This is a genomic window from Robbsia andropogonis (assembly GCF_000970345.1).
Lineage (GTDB): Bacteria > Pseudomonadota > Gammaproteobacteria > Burkholderiales > Burkholderiaceae > Robbsia > Robbsia andropogonis.
Genome location: NZ_LAQU01000020.1, coordinates 1 through 20,098, shown reverse-complemented (window position 1 = coordinate 20,098; position 20,098 = coordinate 1). Strand labels below are relative to the sequence as shown.

The following is a 20,098-nucleotide window of genomic DNA, read 5'->3' as shown; positions in this document are numbered from 1 at the left end:
AGCAGAATAGAATCAGGCAGCGGTGCCGAATTTACCGACCACGATGGATGCGCCAGCGCGCGAGGCGTCCACGAAATCAGACCAGTGCTGCATCATCTGGCGCCGCTCGGGGAGATACTCGGCATGGACGTAGGCGGCTGTCACCTGGTTGCGCTCGGCGTGCGCGAGCTGGCGGTCGACTAGATCTCGGCTGTATCCCATCTCGCGCAGAGCAGTGGCGGCGAGCCCCCGGAAACCATGCCCGGTCATCCGGGACTTGTAGCCCATGCGGTACAGCCCGTACAGCATCGTGTTGTTGCTGATCGGCTTCCGGCCCTGCGTGCTCTGGAATACGAAAGGGCGGTCGCCGTTGATTGCGCGCAATTGCTCAATCACAGCCAGCGCCTGAGTGCTGAGCGGCACAATGTGCGGCGTGCGCATTTTCATTCGCTCGGCGGGTATGCGCCACTCGGCTTTCTTGGTATCGAACTCGTCCCAGGTCGCCTCAATCAGCTCTGTCGTACGGACGAATGTCAGCGCCATCAGTTCCAGGGCCAATCGGGTGACAGCCTCCCCATCATAGGCGGCAATGTCTCGCATCAATTGGGGAAGCTCGACCGCCTTAACGCGCGCCATGTGCTGAACGGCCGGCCCTTTCTTCAATACGACGCGGGAGTCAATGTCGCTGGCAGGATTGCGAGGGCATCGGCCGGTCATGATCCCGTACTGGAACACGGCCCGGCAGCGCTGGAGGATGCGCTTTGCAGTCTCGCGCACGCCGCGCGCCTCGACTTTTCGTAAAACAGCTACCAGATGGTGCGCCTCGATATCGGCAATCGGTCGATCGCCAAGGGGCGGGAACACGTCGACCTCAAGCGAGGTAAGCACCTTCGAGCCGTAGTCCTCCGACCAGCCCGTGATCTGGCCAGCGTACCACTCTCGTGCGACGGCCTCGAACGTGGTGGCCACGTTCAACGCGGCTAGACGCTTGTCCTCTTTCTTGGCTGCACCCGGATCTGCTCCGGCGGCAAGTAGTTCTCGGGCCTCGTCGCGCGCCTTTCTGGCGCCCGCCAGCGTGACAGCGGGATATGCGCCAATAGCCAGCAGCTTTTCCTTACCCTCGAACCGGTACTTGAGACGCCACAATCGGCCGCCAGCCGGGGTTACCAGTAGGAACAGGCCGCCACCATCAAACAGCTTGATTGGCTTATCGCCGGGCTTCGTGTTTTTAACTGCGGTGTCAGTGAGCGCCATCTGGGGGTATCTCAAAATGGGGGTACGGCTGCTACCCCTGAAAATACCCCCACATACCCCCGGCTGTAAATGGATGTCTTTGGAACATACGGGAATAAAAAACCCCCGGAAGCTAGGCTTGTCGGGGGTTTCAAGTATCTCTTTGGAACACGCTGGAATGTTCTATGGTCCCCCCGACAGGAATCGAACCTGTATCTAGCGCTTAGGAGGCACTTGTTCTATCCATTGAACTACGGGGAGACGCGGAGGCAGAGTATAGCAGAGGGGAAGGGGGCATTCCAGGCGGGTGGGGGTATTGGCAGGCGAATGTGAGCGAACCGGCCGAACGGCCGAGCCTCTTTTCCCCCATAGAATCACCTCTGCCCTATCCTGTGAGCATGGTCTCTGTTGTTCAGCCGCATCGCCGGGGCGGTAGTGGAGAAAAATTGATATCCGCTGTATACAAACCTCAATTTTTTCGCGCTAACGTAGTCATAGGGTTATCTGTTTTCCGTGACAAAGGTCGGGGGAAGAAAATGGGCGTTGAATGGTTGGCGGGTGGGGCGGCGGTATTCGGTCTGGCGGTGGTCACCTTGTTTCATGAGACGTGGCGCAACGTACGTTTGAAACGGACATTAACCACGGTCATGTCCCGCAAAAACGAGGTTTGATCCACCTGATTTGTCCGACACGGCTTGGTTGATTCGCGACCGAAGAGCACGCTTGGCGCCAGTGATACCTGCCGGACGCCCGGCTTGTTAAGCGCGCGAAAAACGGTTTGCCACTACGGCAACATCGCTTCGCTGTGGGCCGTCCTCGAACCCATCACCCAATCCCCCCGCTTGCCGCTCCGCCGCCTCCGTCCCGCTCCTTCCCCGCGTGTGACACGTTCCTGACTGCACCCGCCCATTCCCCAAAAAACGACTAAGGCCTGACTTTTCAGTCGTATTCACCGCCCGATCAGCCTCATTTCCGCACTTCGCGAGCCGTGTTACGCACAGCCGGTACAATAGCGCCCAACCGATTTCCCCTTTTGCGGCGGTCATAATGCCGGGATCGCTTGATCCTGCCTAACCGCTGCTGGACAGCCTTCTCATGTCGATGTATTCCATTACCGGCGCTCAACTGGCGTTCGGTCACGTGGCTTTGTTGGACCACGCCGATTTCTCTATCGAGCAGGGTGAACGCGTTGGCCTGATTGGCCGGAACGGCGCCGGCAAGTCCTCACTGCTCAAAATTGTCGCGGGCCTGAGCCGTCCGGACGATGGACTCGTCTCGCGTCAATCCAATCTGAAAACGATTTTCGTCGCCCAGGAGCCCGAGTTCACCGAAGGTGAGACGATCTTCGAGGCCGTCGCCTCCGGTCTCGCCGATGCCATGCGCCTTCTCGCTGAATACGACGAGGTCTCGTCCCAACTGGGCGCGGAAGGCAGCGATTCCGATGCGCTGATGGCGCGCCTCACCGAACTGCAAGGCGCGCTCGACGCGACCGATGCGTGGTCTTGGCGCAATCGCGTGGAAACGACGCTCGAACAACTGGGTCTCGATGAGACGATGCGCGTGGATGACTTGTCCGGCGGCATGCGCAAGCGGGTCGCCATCGCGCGGGCGCTGGTCAGCGCCCCCGACCTGCTGCTCCTTGATGAACCGACCAACCACCTCGATTTCGATGCCATCCGGTGGCTCGAATCGCTGGTGATCTCGTTGCGCACCAGCCTGCTGTTCATCACCCACGATCGCCGGTTCCTGGATACTGTTGCCACCCGTATCGTCGAGCTCGACCGCGGGCGCTTGCTGTCCTATCCCGGCAATTTCGCGGCGTATCAGATTCGCAAGGAACAGCAACTCGAGACCGAGCGCATTGAAAACGCCAAATTCGATAAATTGCTGGCACAAGAGGAAGTCTGGATTCGTAAGGGCGTGGAAGCGCGGCGGACTCGAAGCGTCGGCCGTATCGCCCGCTTGGAAGCCATGCGTGGCGAGCGCTCGGAGCGGCGAAACGTCCAGGGCAATGTCAAACTGGACGTCAGCCAAGCCGATCGTTCGGGCAAGATCGTTACCGAAATGATCGATGTCTCCAAGGGCTATGAAGGCTGGACCCTGATCAACAAGCTCACCGCCACCGTGATGCGGGGCGACAAGATCGGCCTGATCGGTCCGAATGGCGCGGGCAAGACCACGTTGATCAAGCTGATGCTCGGTGAGATTGCACCGGATAGCGGCTCGCTGCGGACCGGATCGAATATCCAGGTGGCCTATTTTGACCAGATGCGTGCGCAACTGGACCCGGAGCGGAGCCTCGCGGACACGATCGCCCCAGGTTCGGACTGGGTCGAGATCAATGGTGCCCGCAAGCACGTCATGAGCTATCTGGCGGACTTCCTGTTTTCCCCGGAGCGGGCCCGCTCCCCGGTGAAGTCGCTGTCCGGCGGTGAGCGCAATCGCCTGCTGCTGGCGCGTCTTTTCGCGCGGCCATCGAATGTGCTGGTGCTCGACGAACCCACCAACGACCTCGATATTCCCACGCTGGAACTGCTCGAGGAACTGCTGGCGGACTACCCGGGCACCGTCCTGCTGGTGAGCCACGACCGCACCTTCCTGGATAACGTCGTGACGTCGGTCATTGCGTTCGAAGGCAATGGCGTGTGGCGCGAGTATGTGGGGGGATTCTCCGATTGGCGGACGCAGTCGGCGCGCACGCAACATACCAGTGGCGATGCCTTGCCGGCCACCCCCTGGTCCGCTGGCGGCAAAGCCGCAAAGCGCCAGGACGCGTCCGCGAGTAGCGTGTCCGGCGCTCATGCTCCCGCTGCTGCTTCCATGCCTGCGCCCGCCGGCTCCACCACGGCCATCCCCACGGTGCCGAAGGGCAAGCCGGTCAAGTTGTCTTTCAAGGAACAACGCGAACTGGAGACGCTTCCGGCGACAATCTCCGATCTCGAAACAGAGCAGAAACACCTGTCGGCACTGATCGAGGACGGCAAGATTTTCGTCGATAATCCGGCCGAAGGCACCAAGGTGACCGATCGATTCGCCGAAATCGACGACGAACTGATGATCGCGCTGGAGCGCTGGGAAACGCTGGAGGCGAAGTCCCGCGGCGAAGGCTGACCGGAAGGGAACGGCGTGTGCCGAACCGCCATCCGTCTTGTCGCGCGGTGGGCGCCGTTCTTGCGGCGGTGCCTCGCGATGAGAGCCGGGTGTGCGGTACCGTATCACCGACCGGGACCTCCCAAGCGGCCAATTACACGCGCGCAAGGTACACTCGATCGTCCTACACAGTAAAATACGCGCGGCCATCGGGGTTTCTGCCCTGTTTTCGCGTCTGAACACCGGTTGCGGGTTGCCCGTGGACCGGCGTCCGTATCCGATGTGTCGGCCGTGACGGGCGGACGGACGGGGAAATGCCCGTGCCGACTACCTGGCGCGACATCGTCATTTGTATTTTTTGTGGCCGGACGGCTGTCGTCAGACGCGCCCGGCCCGATGCTGAATTTCGAACCACATGTCCAAGAAACCGACGAATCCTGCCTATAGCGAAGCCTCGATCAAGGTGCTGAAGGGCCTCGAGCCCGTCAAGCAGCGGCCGGGCATGTACACGCGGACGGAAAATCCGCTGCACATCATCCAGGAAGTCATCGATAACGCGTCTGATGAAGCGCTCGGTGGCAACGGCAAGCGCATTTCCGTGACGCTGCATGCCAATGGCGCCATCAGCGTCGAGGATGAGGGCCGTGGCATCCCGCATGGCATCCATCCCGAGGAAGGCGTCAGCGTCATCGAGATCGTTTTCACGCGCTTGCACGCGGGCGGCAAGTTCGACAAGGCGTCCGGTGGCGCGTACTCGTTTTCCGGAGGCCTGCACGGCGTGGGCGTATCGGTCACCAACGCGCTGTCCACGCATCTTGACGTCACCGTCTGGCGGGACGGCAAAGTGGCCGATATCGGTTTCGAGCACGGAGTGGTTACTCGTGCGCTCACCGTTCGTCCGGCCAACCGTGGCGACAAGCGCAGTGGTACCCGTGTCACCGTCATCCCCGATGGGAAGTACTTTGACTCGCCCGCCCTGCCGCTAGCTGAATTGCAACGCCTGCTGCGCTCGAAAGCGGTGCTGCTCGCCGGTGTCGAAGTCGAATTGACGATCGAGAAGACCGGAGAGCGCCAGGTTTGGCAGTATCAGGACGGCCTGCGCGGATACCTGAGCGAGGGCCTGAACGGCGCGGAGCCGCTCGTGCCGCTGTTCGAGGGCGAGCGTTTTGCCGATCCTGCCCGCAACGGCGAAGAAAATTTCGCGCCGGGCGAAGGCGCGGCGTGGGTGGTGGCATGGACCGAAGAGGGCGCGCTACTGCGTGAATCGTATGTGAACCTGATCCCCACTCCGGCGCACGGTACGCATGAATCCGGACTGCGCGACGGCCTGTTCCAGGCGGTGCGGAGTTTCATCGAACTGCGAGGCCTGTTGCCGAAGGGCGTCAAGCTACTCGCTGACGATGTGTTTTCTCGTGTTTCGTATGTACTTTCGGCGAAAGTGCTGGACCCGCAGTTCCAGGGCCAGATCAAGGAGCGCCTGAACAGTCGCGACGCGGTCAAACTCGTGTCGTCCTTCACCCGGCCGGCGCTGGAGTTGTGGTTGAACCAGCACGTCGAGCATGGCAAGAAGCTGGCGGACCTGGTGATCAAGCAGGCGCAGGCGCGGACCCGCGCCGGCCAGAAAATCGAAAAACGCAAGAGTTCCGGCGTGGCGGTGTTGCCCGGCAAGCTGACCGATTGCGAATCCACCGATCTCAGCCGCAACGAGCTGTTCCTGGTCGAGGGTGACTCCGCGGGCGGGTCGGCCAAGATGGGGCGGGAGAAGGAATTCCAGGCGATTCTGCCGTTGCGCGGCAAGGTCCTGAACACCTGGGAAACCGAGCGCGACCGGCTGTTCGGCAATAACGAAGTACACGATATCTCGGTCGCGATTGGCGTCGATCCGCACGGGCCAAACGACCCGGTCGACCTGTCGAACCTCCGCTACGGCAAGATCTGCATTCTGTCTGATGCGGATGTCGACGGCTCGCACATCCAGGTACTGCTGCTGACATTGTTCTTCAAGCATTTCCCGCAACTGGTCGCGCGGCAGCATATCTACGTGGCACGGCCGCCGCTGTTCCGCGTGGATGCACCGGCGCGCGGCAAGCGTCCCGCGCAGAAGCTCTATGCGCTGGACGAGGCCGAGTTGGAGTCGATCCTCGACAAGCTGCGCAAGGACGGCGTGCGTGAGACCCAGTGGAGCATCAGCCGCTTCAAGGGCCTGGGCGAAATGAGCCCCGAACAATTGTGGGATACGACGATGAATCCCGATACCCGACGCCTGTCACCGGTTACGTTGGGTGAATTCGACTTCGACACCACGGTCACGATGATGACGATGCTGATGGGCAAGGGCGAAGCCGCCGCGCGCCGCAGTTGGTTGGAAGAGAAGGGCAACGAAGTCGAAGCGGACATTTAAGGCAAGCAGGACATGGTCATGGAATACGACACTATCGAGACGCCCCCGCCGGATGGCGATGCGTTGACGCTGGGCGTCTACGCGGAACGGGCGTATCTGGATTACGCGGTCTCGGTTGTGAAAGGGCGCGCGTTGCCCGACGTCTGCGATGGGCAGAAGCCGGTACAACGCCGCATCCTTTACGCAATGAGCGAAATGGGCCTGGCGTCCGACGCGAAGCCGGTGAAATCGGCACGTGTGGTCGGCGACGTATTGGGTAAATACCACCCGCACGGCGACCAATCCGCGTATGACGCATTGGTGCGCTTGGCGCAGGGTTTCTCGATGCGCTATCCGCTGATCGACGGCCAGGGTAATTTCGGCTCGCGGGATGGGGATGGCGCCGCGGCGATGCGATACACCGAGGCGCGCCTGACACCCATTGCGAAGCTGTTGCTCGATGAAATCGATATGGGGACCGTCGATTTCATGCCGAACTATGATGGATCCTTTCAGGAGCCGCGGCTATTGCCGGCGAGGTTGCCGTTCGTATTGCTGAACGGGGCGTCCGGTATCGCGGTAGGCATGGCCACTGAAATTCCGTCGCATAATTTGCGCGAGACGGCCGCCGCGGCGGTGGCCTTGATTCGTAACCCGAAGATGGCGCTCGACGAGTTGCTGGCGTTGATGCCCGGACCGGACTTCCCGGGCGGTGGTCAGATTATCTCGAGCCCTGCGGAAATCGCCGCGGCCTACGAGACCGGTCGCGGCTCCCTGAAAGTGCGTGCACGCTGGAAGATCGAAGAACTGGCGCGTGGGCAATGGAATCTGGTGGTGACCGAGCTGCCGCCGAACACATCGGGTCAGAAAGTGCTCGAGGAAATCGAGGACCTGACCAATCCGAAGATCAAGCTGGGCAAGAAGGCGCTGACACCGGAGCAGCTTGCAGGCAAGCAGACGATTCTCGGACTGCTCGACGCGGTGCGCGACGAATCCGGCAAGGACGCGGCGGTGCGGCTCGTATTCGAGCCGAAGTCGAGCCGTATCGATCAAACCGAGTTCATCAACACCTTGCTGGCGCATACCAGCATGGAGTCGAATGCGGCGATCAACCTGGTGATGATCGGCGGAGACGGCCGGCCGCGGCAAAAAGCGTTGCCGGAGATCCTGGGTGAATGGGTGGCGTTCCGCCAGGCGACGATGACCCGTCGTACGCGGCATCGCCTGGGCAAGGTCAATGATCGCATTCATATCCTGGAAGGACGCTTGATCGTCTTCCTGAATATCGATGAAGTGATCCAGACCATCCGCGAATCGGATGAACCGAAGCCGGCCCTGATCGACCGTTTCAAGCTGACCGATCGGCAGGCCGAGGACATTCTGGAAATCCGGCTGCGCCAATTGGCGCGACTGGAACGCCTGAAGATCGAACGCGAGTTGTCCGAGCTGTCCGACGAGAAGAAGAAGCTCGAGGAGTTGCTCGGCAGTGACTCGGCCATGCGTCGTCTGATGATCCGGGAGATCGAGGCCGATGCAAAGCAATATGGCGACGATCGCCGTACGCTGATCCAGCAGGAAAAGCGTGCGAGCGCGGAAGCGCGCGTGGTTGACGAACCGGTGACGGTCATCGTCTCGGCACGTGGTTGGGTACGGACGCAGAAGGGCCACGGCCTTGATAGTGCGATGTTCACGTTCAAGGCGGGTGACTCCCTCTACGGTGCCTTCGAATGCCGTACAACCGACAACCTGATTGCCTGGGGCAATAACGGCCGGGTGTATTCAACCGCCGTCGCGGGTCTACCGGGTGGCCGGGGTGATGGCGTACCGGTGACGTCGCTGGTCGACCTGGAGTCGGGTACGCGATTGCTGCACTACTACGCCGCCGCGCCGGAGCGTCTGCTGTTGCTGGCAACCAGTGCCGGATATGGTTTCCTGTCGAAGCTGGGTGACCTTGTCAGCCGGAATCGTAGCGGGAAGTCGTTCATGACGATCGAAGGCGAGGGCGATACGCAACCCGTACCGCTGATGCCTACGCCGGTGCTTGATGGCGCGACGGAAGTCGCCTGTCTTGCCAGCGACGGTCGGTTACTGGTTTTCGGTATCGATGAAATGAAGACCATGGCCGGTGGCCGTGGCGTTACGCTGATGTCGCTGGAAGACGGCCAGTCACTGTTGCAAAGCGTTGCCTTCACGCCGGTTGGCCTGGTGCTGCAGGGGGAGCGCGGCGGCAAGCCGGTGGAAGCGGTATTGAACAACGATGCGCTCGATCCACACCGCGGCAAGCGTGCGAAACGCGGCAAGGTGCCGGCAAATCGGTTGAAGCCGACGGGCTTGCGCCCGGCAATCCGCTGAAGTCGATCTCCCGGCGTTCGCCGCGCGTATCGGGCGGACGCTATCTGGAAAGGATGTTGTCGAGATGAATCATGTCGTGGAAGTGGCGCTGTTTCTGCATTTGATCGCGGTTGTCATCTGGGTAGGGGGGATGTTTTTCGCGCACATCTGCCTGCGTCCGGCGGTCAGCGAAATCGCGCCGCAAATGCGGTTGCCGCTATGGGAAGGGGTGCTGCGGCGTTTCTTTACCTGGGTCAGTATCAGCATCGGCCTGTTGCTGATTTCCGGTGGCTATTTGATGGGACGCTTCGGCGGTGGTCAGGCGCCTTGGCCGGTACACGCCATGACTGGCACCGGCGTGGTCATGATGCTGATTTTCGGCCATATCCGGTTTGCGATGTTCCCGCGTCTGCAGCGCGCGGTGCAGGCGGAGAAATGGCAGGATGGCGCAAAAGCATTGGTCACGATTCGAACCATGGTCAGTATCAACCTGGTGCTTGGCGTTATCACCATCGCCCTCGGTGTGATGGGGCTGGTGTAACGGGCACTCACCGTATGTAATGTCTCCGGAGCGTACGCGTCCTGTCGCGATCGACAGAAGGGCGCGCCCTATGGGTTGAGGGCGTCCTTCGGCGGCAGTGTCGCCTCGGCGCCAGACACGCCCACGTTCCGCAGCGCTTCGAGCGCCGCTTCGGCACGCAGCGGGCGCGAGAACAGGAAGCCCTGCGCATCCAGGTTCCCAAGACGCGACAACCATTCCGCCTGTTCGTCGTTCTCGATGCCTTCGACGACAACCGTCAGACCGAGGGACATCGCCAGACCAACGATGGCGGAGATCATCGAGCAGACGCTGCGATCGTTCGGAATGGCGTGAACGAATGAGCGATCGATTTTCAGCGTATCCACCGGGAAGCGATGCAAATACGATAGGGACGAATAGCCTGTCCCGAAATCATCCAATGCGATTCGTACGCCGAGCGCCTTCAATGCGGTGATCTTGTCGGACACCAGCTCCGGATACTCGATCATCGCCGTTTCGGTGATTTCCAGTTCCAGTTGTTCCGGCGGAACAAGGTGTTTGTCGAGCGCGCGCCGTACCGTGTCAACAAGGTCGCCACGCCAGAATTGCACTGACGAGACATTGACCGCCAAGGTCAATGCATTGAATCCTTCTGCGCGCCAAAGCGCCAACTGACCGCAGGCCGCATCCAGGGCGAAGTCGCCAAGTGGCAAGATCAAGCCGGTGGATTCCGCGATCGGAATGAAGTCACCGGCGAGAATCAGCCCCTGATCCGGATGGTGCCAGCGCAGCAACGTCTCGAAACCGCGGATGCGGCGATCCTGCAAGTTGTAGATCGGTTGGTATTCGACAAAGAACTGCTTCTGGGACAACGCCACGCGCAGTTGTTGCTCCCACTTCATCAAACGGTCCGCGCGACGTGCCAGGTGAGGCGAGTAAAACTGATAGCAGGCCTTGCCAGCCTCCTTCGCACTGTACATCGCGAGATCCGCTTTTTTCAGCAGATCGGCCTCGTTCTCGCCATTTTCCATGTAGAGCGCGATACCCACGCTGGCGTTCAAGACCAGCGGAATGCCGCGGACCGTGAACGGCGGTTGCAGTGCCTCCGCGATCGCCTCGGCGAGCAGTGCCGATTCCTCGCGTACCGATGGTCCCTTTATGGCAATCAGGAACGCATCGCCGCCGCTGCGCGCCAGGATTAGCGCCTCGCTGCTCAAGCGTGCCGCCAGTTCACCCAGCCGCGCCGCGGTCTTGATGAGGACCTGATCACCGGCGGCGTGACCCAGGGAGTCGTTGATGGTCTTGAAGTTGTCCAGCCCGACCATCAGCAGTGCGATGCGGCCCACGTTCTCCAATGGCAGTACTTCCCGTCGCAGGATGCGCAAGCTTTGATAACGGTTGGGCAGACCGGTTAGGATGTCCGTCTCGGCGAGCAGACGCATCTCCCGTTCGCGTTGCATGAGCTTGCGCATCAGCAGCCAGACATAGAACAGAAAGAGGATGATGGCGACCGACATGAAAGTCGTCATCATCAGGTAGACGTTGCGCGTGTGATTGAACGCGGCCAATTCGTCGCTGACGGCGAGGCCTGCCATGACTCCCAGCGGATAATCGGCGATATGCCGATACGCAACCTGCCGTGTCACGTTATCGATCGGATCGTCGATCTCCCCCGCAAGATGCTGCGGTTCCGGATAGCGTACGCCTGCGGTGAATCGATGCTCGGGGTCGTGGCTGCCGGTCTGCCGCGACAGCACAGTGCCGTCGTCGCTTATCACCGCGATAACGCCGTTGTCGCCGAGTGCCGCGGTGTTATAGAAATCCGAAGTGAAATAGCGGGGGTCGACCGACACGACGACGATACCGCCGAATTGGCCGCCGGGGCTGTTCAGGCGCCGTGTGAATTGCAGCGTCCATTGACCTGATGCACGCCCTAGCACCGGCTTGCTGATAAACAACTCGTCGCTGTCATGCGCGGTGTGATAACGGAAGTGTTGGCGGTCAGAGACATCCACCGGGGTCGTCGCGCCAGACGTTACGGTGATACCGCGTTGTCCAGGCCGTGTGCTCACCGCTTCGACCATCTTGCCGTCGGCACCAACCAGGGAAACCTGCAGCAGTACGTCCGCCGGTACGAGACCCTGTGAGAATGCTAGATCCAGATTGAAATGCGCGGGGTCTTTTTCGTATTCGAACTTAATGAAACGTGTGATCTGATCGATCTGGTGAATGGCCTTGACCGTATGCTGTTCCAGCGCGGAAGCGAGGATATCGGCCGATGCCGCGGAATCGGCGCTTACGGTACGATGCTCGACCGAGAGCCGCGTACCGATCACGGTCCACAGAATAGCCAGCAAAATGAGTCCAAGCGCCGGAATGGCGAACAAGGCCCATTTGCGGGAGTCGCGATAATCATCTTGCGGATCGAACGGCCGTGTTGCTCCATCCCCCGACGGCAGTAGCTGAGTCATATATCGTTCAAAGGCGTGTGCCGTGCCGCAACGCCAGCGCATCCAGGAAGGATGCCGCAGTAGCGCCCATGACAGACAACGAAAGCAATGGCCGCCACACATGCGAGGCACGTCCGCTCATATCGAGTGATGGCGTCCCATTGACCAATGCCAGCGGCTACGGCTGAGAGATAGTAACCCAAGCCTATAAATTTTAGGAGTTCGTCACGTAGGTGTTCGACCGACCAGACAAGGCCGGCAGAACAGTCCTCATAGGGGCAATAGCGACGTGCCGGATGCTTTGCGCGTCGCGCCCGGAAGAATGTCTTGGAATCGAACGGGATGCGCGTGGAGTCGGCGCACCGACGCATGAAGCACGCGTAATCATTGTCTGGCCCGATCTCGGCGAATTCATCTCGTCGCGCCGCGTTGAAAAGGCATCGGTTCCATCGGCAGAGGGGGCGATGGAACCGAAACAATCGTTCGATTGTTAGGCATCCGCCGCGGCGTACGCATGGTGCGCCTATTGCCGTTGCGCCGGTTGGATCTCCGACGAAGCCGGCGCATTGGGTGGCGCGATGACGAGGGTGTCGTGATTGCGCGACGAAATACCCGATCAGCGGTCGGGTATGCAGGCACTGCTAAGGGGCCGTCAGTTCGGCGATCATCTCGATTTCCACGCATACGCCGAATGGCAACTGCGCGACGCCGAATGCGGAACGCGCATGCTTGCCCTGGTCGCCGAATATTTCGACCATCAATTCCGATGCTCCGTTGGTGACGAGATGCTGTTCTGTAAACGTCGGCGCCGAATGCACCAGGCTCACCAGTTTGACGATCCGGGAAACACGGCCAAGGTCACCGGTGTGTGCGTGCAGCGTTGCCAGCAGATCGATTGCAACGCTGCGTGCCGCGGCCTTGCCCGTTGCCGTGTCCAATGAATCGCCAAGGCGTCCAACCCACGGTTGACCCTCCTTGCGCGCGATGTGCCCGGAGACATGCACCAGGTTACCGGACTGCGCCGCCATCACATAGGCGGCTGCCGGCGCATTTGCGGCTGGTAGCGTGATACCGGCAGCGTCAAGGCGTTGATAGACAGCGGATTGCGACATCGTGATCTCCAGTTGATAAAGCGGTCCGCGCCGACTAGGGTTTGGGCCAGCCGGCGATCAGGCGGCCTAGTATAGCGATGCCTTCGTCGATGCGCGCCGGCGGCACCGTCGAAAAACACAGGCGCATCGAGCGGGACGCCAGTGGATCGGTGCGGCCGTCCGCATAAAACGGCTCGCCCGGCACGAAGGCCACACGCTCCGCGATGGCGCACTGCAGCAGGGCGGTTGCATCGATATGGCCCGGAAGCGTCAGCCAGACGAACATGCCGCCGGACGGTGCGTTCCAGCGCACACCATCGGGCATCTCGCGTTCAAGCGCGGAGAGCATCGCATCGCACTGGCCGCGATACAGCGTCCGCACATCGGGCAGGTGGCGCGACAGCAGGTCGCCCTTTATCGCTTCATGGACGATGCGCTGTGTCAGGATCGGCGTGTGCAAGTCGGCCGCCTGCTTCGCCTGGACCAGTTTCAACAGCAGCGGTTCAGGCGCGATCACATACCCCACGCGCAAGCCGGGCGCCAACACCTTCGAGAATGTCCCGAAATGCACGATGTGGTCGGGTGCCATCGATAACAACGTGGGTAATGGCGCGTCGCGGTAATACAGCTCGCCATACGGGTCATCCTCGATTACCGGAAAACCGCAGCGGCGTGCGAATTCGGCCAATGCCAGACGACGCGCCAAAGGCATGCGGCGGGCCGTGGGATTTTGGAAGTTTGGCTGTGTATAGAGCAGCCGTGCCTCCCGCGTCAGCGCGGGGGTCAGTGTCTCCGGTTGCAGACCGTCGTCATCGGATGGGACGGACACGAACGTGGGCTCGAACATCGAAAATGACTGCAGCGCTCCCAGGTAGGACGGTGTCTCCACGAGCGCGCGGCTGCCTGGATCGAGCATGATCTTGCCCATCAGGTCGAGTGCCTGTTGCGACCCGGTGGTGATCAGCACCTGCTCCGTCCGGATCGTCACGCCATTGCCCGAGTGATGCGCCGCCACCCATTCACGCAATGGCCGATAGCCTTCGGTCGGCGAGTACTGCAGTGCACCAACCGCGTCGTTCGTCAGGACGCGTTCCGCCGCGGCGCGCATGGCTTCCACCGGAAACGTCGCCGGGGCGGGCAGGCCGCCGGCGAACGAGATGATTTCAGGGCGCTCGGTGACTTTCAGGATCTCGCGGATCGCCGAACTGGTCAGGTTGCGCGCGCGTTGCGACAGCGGCCAGTGTTGCGCGGCAGTGGCGGCGCTTGCCAAGGAAGACGGTGTGCCGGAGGCGGTGTTTTCCAATGACATGGTGGTAGCAGCGTTGGATTTCATGCGGGAAGGTCGATGTCGATCAGGATTGGCGGGCGATCAGCGTGATATCGCCTCGCGGCCCGACGCGTTTCTGGTGCGGCAGGGTTTGCGCCAGTTCCAGCACGGTGGGGAAATGGTCCGCACTCAGCCATAGCCGTCGTTCCGCCGGGACTGTGAGCGATGCGCCGGCCTCGAGCCAGTAATCGGTCGCATCACCTTCCATTGTGACCCACAACACGCCGCGCGTGACGGAGAGCGTCGTGCGCGCGGTCGTCGTGTGCGCGATGGCAGTGTCGTCGGAAAAACGGAAGTGATGGATCTTAAACATGGTCGGCTCCCCGTTGCAAGGTCAGATGCGTCTGGAGGATTATATTAAGCAAATGTACCAATACAGTCTCGATACAGTTGAATAGATAATTTATGATACAGTTGCATAAACAACTGAAGCGATTGTCGTGGAGAGCACGCTGTGTCGACAATTCTGGAACAGATTCCGTCGCCGATGGGCTCGGATCAACTGACGCTGGTCGAACAATTGGTGCTGTGGGCGCGACGTCGTATCGACGAGCGTGTCTTTCGGCCCGGGTTGCGGATGCCCTCGATTCGCCGGCTTGCATCGGAAAAAGGGGTGTCCCCGGCGACCGTCGTGGATGCGTACGAGCGTCTGGTCAGTCAGGGGTATCTGGAGGCGCGCCGTGGTTCAGGCTTCTACGTTCTGGAGCGCCTTAATGAACAGCCTGGAAGTGCATATCACATGGGCACGGGACCGTCGGCTGCGACAATGAATGCGGCTGTCAGGAACGGTTCGGGCGCCGCCCCGGGTGCGACAGTACGGAGCGCCAATACGCCCTCTGGCAGTCGCGCGCGATCGGCTGGGGCGACGGTGCCGTCGGCGGCGGCAATCGACGTTCCCTGGCTTTTGAACAACATCATGCATAACTCCGCGCCGGAAAAGGCGCCGGGTCTAGGCTTTCTGCCAACCGACTGGCTCGACGCCGAGATGCTGGCGCAGGCGGTCAAGCGGATAGGCCGCCAGAACGGCGGTGCGTTGTTGCGATATGGATTGCCGCAGGGGTCGTTGCCGCTGCGGCAGCAATTGCAAATTCACCTGGCGGGACTCGAGATTGGGGCGACACCGGAGCAGATCGTCACGCTGTCGGGAATTACCAATGCGGTCGACCTGATATCGCGTCTGTATCTGCAACCGGGCGATGCGGTGCTGGTTGGCGATCCGGCATGGTTCCAGATGTTTGGCCGTATTGTCGGGCAGGGCGCGCGTTTGCTGGGCGTGCCTTATACCGCGAACGGCCCCGATCTGGATGCGCTGGAAATGCTGGCGCAGACGTGGCGGCCTAAGCTGATGGTGATCAATTCGGTGCTGCACAATCCCACGGGCACGTCCTTGAGTGCCGCGCAGGCCTACCGGATCTTGCAGATTGCCGAGCGTTATGACTTCATCATCGTAGAAGACGATATCTATGGCGATCTTTGCCCACCGAACCACCCGGCCGTGCGTCTGGCCAGCCTGGACCAGTTGCGGCGGGTCATCTACGCGGGGAGTTTCAGCAAGACACTGGCACCGAACCTTCGGGTCGGCTATGTCGCGTGTGACGCGGTGCTGGCAAAGCGGATTTCCGACCAGAAACTGCTGGCCGCGTTGACCACGCCAGAGCTGGGCGAGCGCATTATCTACGGTGTGTTGACAGAGGGGCATTATCGACGCCATGTTGAGCGGCTGCGGCACAAGCTGGACGGCGTCCGCGCGCCCGCGATTGCCGCCTTGAAGCAGGCTGGCGCGACGTTGCTCTGCGAACCCGAGGCGGGAATGTTCGTCTGGGCAAATGTGCATTCGGACAGCAGCGCGATGGCTGCCGCCGCCCACGAGGCCGGTTTCCTGTTGGCGCCGGGCGCGCTGTTTTCGCCGTCGCAAACGCCGTCGACCTATTTGCGGTTGAATATCTGCAGCAGCACCCATCCGGATTTCCTCCTCTTTCTGACCGATTACATCCAGCGCCACGGGCAGTGATCGAATCGTGGCGGTCGCCGTAGGCGCCTGGGCGCCGCTGCTTGCCGTGGGAGGTCGGCTACGGCTGGTGGTCGGGCCAATGGGCCGACGGTGCGGCGCGCAGGCGGGGCGCGCGCCAGCGCCACCCGATTCGCCCTCTTGAATTTGTCGATCGCGCCCCGATATAGAAGGGACTACGGTTTCCGGCCACGGCAGCGTGGCGGGAAAGCAATCGGGGCCCATGGCGCCTGGGTTGGAAGGGCGGCGATGACATCGCCGCCCTTCCGGCATGCCGGCAGGCTTTGGGGATCGTGAACGACACTTTTGCATCGGGAATTGGCATGACGCAACAAACAATGAGTTTTCAGGCAGAAACGAAGCAACTTCTGCAATTGATGATCCATTCGCTGTACAGCAACAAGGAAATCTTTCTGCGCGAGCTGGTCTCCAACGCATCGGATGCGGCGGACAAACTGCGCTTCGAGGGGATTGCCGATGCGTCGCTCTATGAGAATGACCCCGATCTGAAAATTCGCGTCACGCATGATGCGGAAGCCCGCACGATTTCGATCGAGGATAACGGCATTGGCATGAGCCGCGACGACGCTATCGCGCACCTCGGTACAATCGCCAAGTCGGGTACGAAGGAATTCTTTTCCAAGCTGTCCGGTGATCAACAGAAAGATGCAGCGTTGATCGGTCAATTCGGCGTGGGCTTCTATTCGGGCTTTATCGTCGCCGACAAGATGACCGTGGAATCGCGCCGTGCCGGCCTGCCGGCATCCGAGGGCGTGCGGTGGGAAAGCGCCGGTGACGGCGAGTTCACGGTGGACAACATCGACAAGCCGACGCGCGGCACGAAGATCACGCTCCATTTGCGTGAAGATGAAGATGAGCTGCTGTCGTCGTGGAAGCTGAAGTCGATCATCCAGAAGTACTCGGATCACATCGCGCTTCCCATCCTGATGCAAAAGGAAGAGTGGGATGCCGAGGCGGGCAAGATGGTCGTCAAGGACGAGTTCGAGACGGTGAACCAGGCCAGCGCGCTGTGGACCCGTTCGAAGAACGACATCGACGAGGAGCAGTACAAAAGCTTCTACAAGCATCTGGCGCATACGCAGGAAGATCCGCTGGCGTGGACGCATAACCGTGTCGAAGGTCGCAGCGAGTACACGCAGTTGCTGTATGTCCCGGCCAAGGCGCCGTTCGACCTGTGGGATCGCAACCAGCGTGGCGGCCTGAAGCTGTACGTCAAGCGCGTATTCATCATGGACGATGCCGAGCAATTGCTGCCGTCCTACCTGCGCTTTATTCGCGGCGTGGTGGATTCGAGCGATCTGCCGCTGAACGTGTCGCGTGAGATCCTGCAGGAAAGCCGCGATGTGAAAGCGATCCGCGAAGGGGTCAGCAAGCGTGCGTTGCAGATGCTGGAGGATCTTGCGGAAAACCAGGCCGAGAAGTACAAGACATTCTGGAGTGAATTCGGCCAGGTGTTGAAGGAAGGCGCGGGCGAGGACTTCGGCAACAAGGATCGGATTGCCAAGCTGTTGCGCTTTGCCAGCACGAACGGCGATACGGACGAGCAAAACGTGTCGTTGGCCGACTACGTATCGCGGATGAAGGAGACGCAGACGAAGATCTACTACGTCAGCGCTGACAGCTGGCGCGCCGCGCGTAACAGCCCGCATTTGGAAGTTTTCCGCAAGAAGGGCATCGAAGTGCTGCTGCTGTCGGATCGGGTTGACGAATGGATGCTGTCCTTCCTGACCGAATTCGATGGCAAGCCGTTGAGCAGCGTGGCCCGTGGTGATCTGGACCTGACGCCGGACGATGAAGAAAAGGCCGCGCAGGAGAAAGTGGGCGACAGCATGCAGCCTCTGGTTGAAAAGGCCAAGGAGCTGCTGAAGGACAAAGCGAAAGACGTGCGTCTGACGTTCCGCCTGACTGATTCACCGTCTTGTCTGGTGGCTGACGATGGCGCAATGAGCGGCTATCTGCAACGTATGCTGAAGCAAGCCGGGCAGCAAGCGCCGGATGCGCAGCCGATCCTGGAACTGAACCCGGATCATCCGCTGGTCAAGCAATTGCAGTCTGATTCGCCGCAGATCGATGACTGGGTACATCTGCTGTTCGACCAGGCGTTGCTGGCGGAAGGCGGTAGCCTCGAGGACCCGGCGGCGTATGTCCGGCGGACCAACACCCTGCTGTTGGGCGCAGCCGGGCGTGCCTGAAGCCGGGCTGCGGGAGGCACGACGTCGAACGCGGGTATCCACGCGCCGGGCGCCAACGCGCGCGGGCGCACGGGCGGGGCGGATGTCCGGCACCGATGATCCGGTCGCGCGCGGCAAGCGCCGCCGGTGGCGCGTATCACCTGCGGCGTCCGTGCCGCGTGATCAGCGGCTCTGGTTGACGGCGGGTGGGGCGCTGACCTCGCATCTCGCGCGTTCGATCGCGAGGATGGATACGGTTGAACGCGCAGGGACACCAGCCTGTCAGGTCACTGTCCAGGTGCTGAAAGAGCGGCGTGAAAACCCGTGGGCCGATGAGGCACCGCTGCTGGGCACACCGGCGCGCGGCATGGCGTGGGTGCGGGAGGTCGTGCTGGCGATTGACGATATTCCGTGCGTCGTCGCCCATAGCGTGACGGGACTGGCACACAGCCGAGGTATATGGCGAGCGATGCGAACATTGCGGACGCGTCCGCTCGCCATTTTGCTTTATCGCGATCCGATGGTGCGGCGATCGATGTTGACGTCGCGGGTAGTGCCGCTGGCAGGCGGCATGCGGGCGCGTGGTTCCGACCCCGTGCTACGGTTATATGCGGGTCAACGCATGCGGATAGCCGCCAGGGTGGGCAACGTCGGCGAAGCGCGGGAAGCGCATCGTTCCGGCGCTGACAGCCTGCTGGAGATGCCGGCGGATGTCCGTATGCCGTTGGTCGCACGTCGTTCCGTTTTCGAACGGCACGGCGCGCCATTGATCATCACTGAGTGTTTTTTGCCAGCGTTTTGGACGTTGTTGGATCGCACTGACGGTAGATGACGGCAGGCGCGCGGCCGCGGCGAAGGAGGTCGCACCTCTCCCAAGCATTCGCAAGTACCTGCTTTTCAATGAATCCTTCCTCATCATCACCCCTCCAAAGTTTCCCCGCCGTCTGCAATGCGCAGACGCGCATCATGATTTTTGGCAGTCTCCCCGGCGTCATGTCGTTGTCGGCGGCACAGTATTACGCGCATCCGCGAAATCAGTTTTGGGATTTGCTGGGCGATGTGATTGGCTCACCATTGCGGCCATTGCCGTATGACGAACGCCTGGCCACTGTATTGGCCCATGGCGTGGGTCTCTGGGATGTCATCGCCGAAGCGCAACGCGACGGCAGTCTCGATAGTGCGATCCGGAATCATATGAGCAATGACTTGCACGCCTTGCTGGCAAGTCTACCGCTTCTTCATACCATCGGTTTCAACGGCGGCACGGCCGCAAAAATCGGCGAAAAGGCCTTGGGTGAATGGGCGCGACGTTATCGGATCCTTCGCCTGCCTTCAAGCAGTCCAGCGTACGCCGGCATGCGGTATGCGGACAAATTAGCTGCGTGGAGCGCATTATGGGTGTTGCCCGGGGGCGTGTGACCGTCCGGCGTGGCGATGGCGCTGAATCCATGCGTGCTGTAAAGGCGCAAGGATCCCTGGCGATCTACAAGTAAACGT

At 61.0% G+C, this 20,098-nt stretch carries 14 protein-coding genes and 1 tRNA gene; 9 read left to right on the top strand and 6 right to left on the bottom strand.

The window, feature by feature from the left end; all coding sequences use genetic code 11:
* Nucleotides 1-12 precede the first annotated feature (12 nt).
* Nucleotides 13-1,233 carry a tyrosine-type recombinase/integrase gene (locus WM40_RS17270; protein WP_046153484.1) on the bottom strand — a complete coding sequence of 407 codons (1,221 nt, stop codon included), beginning with the start codon at nucleotides 1,231-1,233 and terminating at the stop codon, nucleotides 13-15.
* 165 nt (nucleotides 1,234-1,398) lie between these two features.
* Nucleotides 1,399-1,473: transfer RNA gene (locus WM40_RS17265), tRNA-Arg, on the bottom strand.
* A gap of 137 nt (nucleotides 1,474-1,610) precedes the next feature.
* Here WM40_RS17265 and WM40_RS30205 point away from each other — a divergent pair.
* The 5 genes from WM40_RS30205 (at nucleotide 1,611) to WM40_RS17245 (ending at nucleotide 9,554) form a co-directional block, all read left to right on the top strand.
* Nucleotides 1,611-1,883, top strand: coding sequence for a hypothetical protein (locus WM40_RS30205; protein ID WP_157685831.1), 273 nt, complete (start codon nucleotides 1,611-1,613; stop codon nucleotides 1,881-1,883).
* Between the two features lie 424 nt (nucleotides 1,884-2,307).
* Nucleotides 2,308-4,323 (top strand): ATP-binding cassette domain-containing protein, encoded by a 2,016-nt coding sequence (locus WM40_RS17260; protein WP_046153483.1) that lies wholly within the window; start codon nucleotides 2,308-2,310, stop codon nucleotides 4,321-4,323.
* A gap of 394 nt (nucleotides 4,324-4,717) precedes the next feature.
* Nucleotides 4,718-6,703: a DNA topoisomerase IV subunit B gene (locus tag WM40_RS17255; protein ID WP_046153482.1), complete on the top strand. Its 1,986-nt coding sequence runs from the start codon at nucleotides 4,718-4,720 to the stop codon at nucleotides 6,701-6,703.
* Nucleotides 6,704-6,721: 18 nt separating this feature from the next.
* A complete protein-coding gene (parC, locus tag WM40_RS17250) occupies nucleotides 6,722-9,034 on the top strand; it encodes a DNA topoisomerase IV subunit A (RefSeq protein ID WP_046153529.1) in 2,313 nt (770 codons plus the stop codon).
* A 64-nt stretch (nucleotides 9,035-9,098) separates the two neighbouring features.
* Nucleotides 9,099-9,554, top strand: a complete 456-nt coding sequence (locus WM40_RS17245; RefSeq protein ID WP_024901547.1) for a CopD family protein — start codon at nucleotides 9,099-9,101, stop codon at nucleotides 9,552-9,554.
* 68 nt (nucleotides 9,555-9,622) lie between these two features.
* On the opposite strand, the gene WM40_RS17240 is transcribed toward WM40_RS17245, so the two are convergent.
* The 4 genes from WM40_RS17240 to WM40_RS28035 form a co-directional block, all read right to left on the bottom strand.
* Nucleotides 9,623-12,004: a bifunctional diguanylate cyclase/phosphodiesterase gene (locus WM40_RS17240; RefSeq protein ID WP_082102904.1), complete on the bottom strand. Its 2,382-nt coding sequence runs from the start codon at nucleotides 12,002-12,004 to the stop codon at nucleotides 9,623-9,625.
* A gap of 620 nt (nucleotides 12,005-12,624) precedes the next feature.
* Nucleotides 12,625-13,095 (bottom strand): RidA family protein, encoded by a 471-nt coding sequence (locus WM40_RS17230; protein ID WP_024901544.1) that lies wholly within the window; start codon nucleotides 13,093-13,095, stop codon nucleotides 12,625-12,627.
* A 34-nt stretch (nucleotides 13,096-13,129) separates the two neighbouring features.
* Nucleotides 13,130-14,383, bottom strand: a complete 1,254-nt coding sequence (locus WM40_RS17225) for an aminotransferase-like domain-containing protein (RefSeq protein WP_201779145.1) — start codon at nucleotides 14,381-14,383, stop codon at nucleotides 13,130-13,132.
* 43 nt (nucleotides 14,384-14,426) lie between these two features.
* Nucleotides 14,427-14,714, bottom strand: coding sequence for a DUF2917 domain-containing protein (locus WM40_RS28035; RefSeq protein WP_024901542.1), 288 nt, complete (start codon nucleotides 14,712-14,714; stop codon nucleotides 14,427-14,429).
* A gap of 141 nt (nucleotides 14,715-14,855) precedes the next feature.
* Between WM40_RS28035 and WM40_RS17215 the strand changes: the two genes are divergently transcribed.
* From WM40_RS17215 to WM40_RS17200, 4 genes are all read left to right on the top strand, one after another.
* Complete coding sequence (locus tag WM40_RS17215; RefSeq protein ID WP_036006851.1) at nucleotides 14,856-16,412, top strand: aminotransferase-like domain-containing protein; 1,557 nt, start codon at nucleotides 14,856-14,858, stop codon at nucleotides 16,410-16,412.
* Between the two features lie 320 nt (nucleotides 16,413-16,732).
* The gene (gene htpG, locus WM40_RS17210) at nucleotides 16,733-18,622 is read left to right on the top strand and encodes a molecular chaperone HtpG (RefSeq protein ID WP_046153481.1); all 1,890 of its coding nucleotides are present in this window, start codon (nucleotides 16,733-16,735) and stop codon (nucleotides 18,620-18,622) included.
* Complete coding sequence (locus tag WM40_RS17205) at nucleotides 18,615-19,433, top strand: chorismate--pyruvate lyase family protein (protein WP_024901540.1); 819 nt, start codon at nucleotides 18,615-18,617, stop codon at nucleotides 19,431-19,433. Before htpG ends, WM40_RS17205 begins: the two co-directional genes overlap by 8 nt.
* Before the next feature lie 68 nt (nucleotides 19,434-19,501).
* Nucleotides 19,502-20,020 (top strand): DNA-deoxyinosine glycosylase, encoded by a 519-nt coding sequence (locus tag WM40_RS17200; RefSeq protein WP_024901539.1) that lies wholly within the window; start codon nucleotides 19,502-19,504, stop codon nucleotides 20,018-20,020.
* Nucleotides 20,021-20,098: the final 78 nt, after the last annotated feature.